At 42.4% G+C, this 3853-nt stretch carries 4 protein-coding genes; 3 read left to right on the top strand and 1 reads right to left on the bottom strand.

Annotated elements, in window-relative coordinates; all coding sequences use genetic code 11:
* The first annotated feature begins 114 nt into the window (after nt 1-114).
* From vpsR to AB4496_RS19425, 3 genes are all read left to right on the top strand, one after another.
* Entirely contained in the window at nt 115-1449 is a 1335-nt protein-coding gene (vpsR, locus tag AB4496_RS19415) for a cyclic-di-GMP-binding transcriptional regulator VpsR (RefSeq protein ID WP_009848431.1), read from the top strand.
* Between the two features lie 572 nt (nt 1450-2021).
* Nucleotides 2022-2273: a hypothetical protein gene (locus AB4496_RS19420; protein WP_004735015.1), complete on the top strand. Its 252-nt coding sequence runs from the start codon at nt 2022-2024 to the stop codon at nt 2271-2273.
* Between the two features lie 194 nt (nt 2274-2467).
* Nucleotides 2468-2779 (top strand): DUF6482 family protein, encoded by a 312-nt coding sequence (locus AB4496_RS19425; protein WP_009848433.1) that lies wholly within the window; start codon nt 2468-2470, stop codon nt 2777-2779.
* Between the two features lie 115 nt (nt 2780-2894).
* Here the strand turns inward: AB4496_RS19425 and mutH are convergent, their stop codons facing one another.
* Nucleotides 2895-3560: a DNA mismatch repair endonuclease MutH gene (gene mutH, locus AB4496_RS19430; protein ID WP_086017877.1), complete on the bottom strand. Its 666-nt coding sequence runs from the start codon at nt 3558-3560 to the stop codon at nt 2895-2897.
* Nucleotides 3561-3853 lie beyond the last annotated feature (293 nt).

Raw genomic sequence — 3853 nt, forward strand, 5'->3', positions numbered from 1 at the left:
CATTACTATACGTATCGGATCTGAATACGATCTTGCGGCAACGTTGTACCCGTATGATTCGTTTAACTCGTGTTAGCCTGATTGAAAAAAATAAAAACAGAATAAGGAAGAAGGATGGGAACTCAATTTAAGATGGATTCCTTACCAGGTTCTCTTATCGTCGTTGGTGGTGCGTACGAACCCTGGTTATCAGTGTTAGAACAAGTGGGTTGGCAATGTACCCAGTGTGCAGATTTACGAAAAGCCGATGCCTTAATTACTGATATTGGCCCCTGCATTGGCATTGTGGATCTTAGTCATGATGAGTTTAGCCTTAATGGTATCGCTAACCTCGTGAGCAACAACAAGCAAGTTCGATGGCTTGCTTTTATCCGTGAATCGCAATTGAGCTCAGATACAATCTGCCAATTTATCGTTAACTTCTGTATCGACTTTTTCACGGCACCAATCCCTGATGCTCAGCTATTGAGTACCATTGGTCATCAACTGGGTATGCTCAAACTTGAGCAGAAAGTATGGCCAAACTACGGTATTAACAACAATATGGGCCTACTCGGTGATTCTGTGGCGGTGAAACGCTTGAGAGACCAAGTCAAGCGAATTGGCCCCACAGATGTCAGTATTTTGATTTACGGTGAGAGTGGGACAGGAAAAGAGACAATTGCACGTTCCATTCATCAAAATTCATCGCGAGCTCAGAAACCATTTTTAACTGTGAATTGCCGTGCTCTATCTGAAATGAGGATAGAGACTGAGATGTTTGGTATTTCAGCCCCAGCAACGGCAGCGCCTTGTATGTTGGAAGAAGCCGATGGCGGAACCCTCTTACTCAACGATGTCCTAGCGATGCCTCGTAATCAACAATTGAACCTTTTACGCTTTTTACAAGAAGGGAAAATTGAAACCACGAAGGGAGCTAAGTCGGTTGATGTTCGCATTTTGGCTGCTAACTCTTCTGATATTGAAAAGGCATTGATCGAGGGCGACTTCAATGAAGAGCTTTATCATTACATCAATGTTCTGCGTATTCATGTTCCTAGCTTAAAAGAACGTGTGAGTGATATTTCAGTGCTAGCGAATCATTTTCTGCGTGAGTACTCAAAAGAGTTTAATGCGCAAGCGAAGAGCTTCTCAGACGATGCTATCCGCTCGATGAGTCGCTACCATTGGCCTGGCAACGTTCGTGAATTGATGAATCAGATTAAGCGTGTTGTGTTGATGTCTGATGCTGTCATCATTGAGGATCATCAACTGGATTTACCAAAACAGAATGATGAACGCCGCAGTCTGAAAAGTATACGTGAACGTTCAGAGCGAGATGCTTTACTCATTGTGTTGGAATCTTATGGTGGTCAAGTGTCTTTGGCCGCTAAGGAGCTTGGAGTTTCACGCGCAACTATGTACCGCTTACTCAATAAACATGGTCTTATATCTGAGGGCGTTGTTTAGAACGTTCTATTCATTGACTCTATCCGGTGAGTGAAAATTCAAGGGCCACGTATCATACGTGGCTTTTTTGTTTCTGAAGGATAGTCCGCTGTTCTATAGAGAGAGCCCTAAGATAGATATGCTGTGATTTTATATAATCATAGTGAATATGTTATATGTAAATGAATATGCAACTGATATTTCAGGCGAATGCATTGTTTTAAAAATGTTAACCAATTATCGGTTGAATAATATACTCACTTGGTTAGACTTTAACCGTGAAAGCAACGATTTAACAAAGACTTGTCTGCTTTTACGACCCCATTTCTTTTTGGATTTTTTAGTTAGCTTGGAGGCGCAAATGAAACATTTCGATTTTATACAGCATATTTGCGCGTCGTTTGATCCGTGTACTGACATGGTGACTGATATGTCACACACATCAGCCATGGCCGATCGAAACACCCAAGATAAACCTAACTAATAGATCCGTACCCTTATTTGGCTGCGGAAAAATAGCAGCTAAGTGAGAAGCCCTCATACTATCTAGAACGCTATTTTTCCTCAGTTTATTCCACAACTGGAGAGTTATTATGCGTCACTCAGTATATTTAAAACTAGCAACAGTTCTTATCCGTGCAGACCTTCGTCGTGAAGAGCGTGAATGGCAACGAAAAGTTCGTCGTAGTTCATATGATCTACCATGGAACAACACCCATTTATTGAGAGATATTGGCCTTGAAGCCGATGGTCGACCAATTGGTTTTTCTGAGCCTGAAGTTGTCACGATTGAGCGCCGAGTTCGTCATCTTCGTCGAGTCTTAAGCGCGCGAATACCGACGTAATCTTGTGGGGTGATAGCGCCTTTCACCCCACAAGATAAACATCAGCGATAGTTATGGCGTCGAAAATGCAAATTTTTGAACTAGAACTGGCCAAAAAAAGAGAAGCTCTTGCTTCTCTTTTTTTGCTTTTTTAAGTCGTTATCTAGTAAAGGTAAATAGTTCGGCTAAGCTTTACAGAGCAAGGGAGGCTGACTATGCAGAAGCATCAATTAGACATGTGGTTACATGGAGAGCACAAAGACTCTTATCAGACACCGAAAGTGTACGTTATTGGTTGCTCTGATATCTCTGAATATTTGCTGGCGGTGGAGTACAAACACAAGCTAGAACCGGTAAAGCAAGACGGCGAGCCGCTTCACTTTGGATCCTTGGATCAAGTGAAAGAGGAATTACTCCGGCTCGGCTTTGAAAAGGCCTACCTTCGCTTGCACAACGCGTATGATGAGTTTGGTAATGAACCCAACCAAAGCTACTGCGATATTGAACTGGCGCTCAAACCTCATTAGAGAGTATTCTTAACGAGCGTTGTAGTGAGAAATTACTTCTAAATTGAGACGGTTTATAACGTACTGATCTTTTAGCCTATCTATGCTAGATAAAACCTCTATGCGTAATGGCTTTCTATGCGTAATGGGTTGTCAGCAATCTGTGGGTGAATTGAGTTCGTAGATAGAAACCACGAGGTTTGGTCTTTATTGGTTTTCCACTTGCACCGTAAGCTTCTGTTAACACTCGACTGTTGGCGGCTTTTGGTCGCAAATGCAGTGCTTCGCCGTGTCTTGCTGTTATCTGTTCAACATTACCTAACACGATCAGCTCCATGAGCTCTTCCCAATCCCTTTTTAAGATCTCGTCTTCCGCTTGGGTTGGTGTCCACAATAAAGGGGATCCTACATGCCTTTCTGCCAGTGGGATCTCTCTTTCTCCCTCTACCGGGATCCACAACACTTTAGACAGCTTGTTTCGAACGTGACTGGTTTCCCACGTTATGCCTTGCACGCCCATCAATGGCGCGACACAAACAAAGGTGGTTTCGAGTGGCTTCCCTGAATAACCAATCGGGATACTTTTTAGCTCGATCCCGAGCTTGGCAAAATCTTGTTCTGGTTTACTGCCAGCTGGCGCACCCAAGTGCCATTCCAATAGTTGTCCAACCCAGCCTTTATCTCGCTTTAGGTCGTTTGGTACAACCATATTGGCTTCATCGGCGAGCTCTTTGAAGGTCATTCCTGCAATAGCATATGCTCTGTCTAACAGCTCTTGTTGTGTTTGTGGTTCTGGTTTCATAATAAAAGGCATGATCAAAAAAATGATTTTACCAGAAGTTATCACCATATGACGACTGGTTAAGAAATGATCGCCTTGCTAGAAAAGGGATCAAACTCATGGTTATCCACAGGACATGAAGGTAATTAATTGAAATATTAATTTAGTGGATAAATAAACAGGGGTTTGCAGGGGATAAAATGCTTGCTAAATAGGGTTTGAAATGAATCTTTCACTTACTAGTGTGGATAAACATCGGAGTGGTTGATCTTTAACCATGGGTGGTTTTTAAAAGATCTTTTTATTTTCTCATG

Origin of the sequence: Vibrio sp. 10N.222.46.A1 (assembly GCF_041473595.1) — a bacterium.
GTDB lineage: Bacteria > Pseudomonadota > Gammaproteobacteria > Enterobacterales > Vibrionaceae > Vibrio > Vibrio tasmaniensis_A.